Below are 1,259 nucleotides of genomic sequence, written 5' to 3' on the forward strand. Positions count from 1 at the left end.
TCGGTCGGCATGTTGAATGCTGCTTGTATGACGTACTGGGAGGAACGATGAAGCGCAGTTCCAACGTTAAATGTTCTTCCATGGATAAAAGCTTAAAGCTTGGAAAAATCATACCGTTCGCGGCATTTGGCGGAATTTTCTTCCTTGCGACCCAAGAATCAAAGACTGAAGGCTACATTTTTTCTGACGCCGATGAATGTAAATCCAACTCGCCAGAGTTTAGTGAGCAGTGTGATATAGCTTACCAAGAGGCATTGGCTCGTGCTGAACGAAATGCTCCTCGTTATAACAATGAATTCGAATGTGAAAACGACTTTTACGAAGACGATTGTTACTACAGCTCAGGCTCTCGTGCTTATGTCCCTCATTTTGGCGGCTTTTTCTATAGTCGTTCAGTTAATGATTTGAAAGGTTACAACAAGAGTTATTATTCGGAACCGATGTACCGCTATAAGTCCAAGTTTTATAACGGTGCAGGCCAGTTTTTTGGCTCCTATCGTAACCAGTCGACCAAAGTCGCGACCAGTAGTTTAAACAAACGTGGGGGCGGAACTATTGGTAGAGCCATGTCTCGAGGTGGATTCGGGAAAGCGGTTTCGGTCAGTCGTGGCGGTTGATTATGTTTCGACGAGAGATACAAGAACGAGAAAACTGGCGTGAATTAGCACGCCAGTTTGGTTTTGGTTTTCATTCTATGTATGGGCAACCGTATTGGGATGAGAGTGCTTACTACCAATTTACGCTGGAGCAAATCGAGCACGACCTAGAATCTCCCACTGAAGAATTGCATCAGATGTGCTTGTCTATTGTGGATGAGGTGGTTCGCTGTGAGCAACTACTGACGAAATGTGCGATTCCTGAGTTGATGTGGGAACAGGTCGCGTCTTCGTGGCAACGAAAAGAGCCTTCGCTCTATTCTCGTTTGGATTTTGCGTATAACGGAACATCACCAGCAAAGCTACTCGAAAACAATGCCGATACACCGACAAGTTTGTTTGAAACGGGTTTTTGGCAATGGGTGTGGCTGGAAGATGTAGTTAACAAAGGTCGAATTCATCAAGCTGCGGATCAATTCAATATTCTTCAAGACTTTCTGATTGAGCGTTTTGCGGAGATAGCCAAATATCAACCGGGACAAACTCTCCACTTTAGCTGTTGCAAGTACACAGAAGAAGATAAAGCGACTGTCCAGTATTTAGAAGATTGCGCGCGCGAGGCGGGGCTAGCGACAGCTTTTGTGTACGTCGAAGATATTGGTG

Annotated in this window: 2 protein-coding genes; both read left to right on the forward strand. The window is 45.1% G+C overall.

Annotated features, from left to right (window positions below):
- Positions 1–47: 47 nt before the first annotated feature.
- The gene (locus R7P67_RS24940; RefSeq protein ID WP_318086335.1) at positions 48–617 is read left to right on the forward strand and encodes a DUF1190 domain-containing protein; all 570 of its coding nucleotides are present in this window, start codon (positions 48–50) and stop codon (positions 615–617) included.
- A gap of 2 nt (positions 618–619) precedes the next feature.
- Positions 620–1,259, forward strand: a 640-nt coding sequence (locus R7P67_RS24945) for a glutathionylspermidine synthase family protein (RefSeq protein ID WP_318086334.1), incomplete at its 3' end; no start/stop codon positions are given.

It is taken from the genome of Vibrio sp. Vb0937, from assembly GCF_033338855.1.

What these genes read in the sequence shown, in the direction of transcription:
- R7P67_RS24940 (WP_318086335.1), top strand. Translation starts at nt 48, where the DNA reads ATGAAGCGCAGTTCCAACGTTAAATGTTCTTCCATGGATAAAAGCTTA.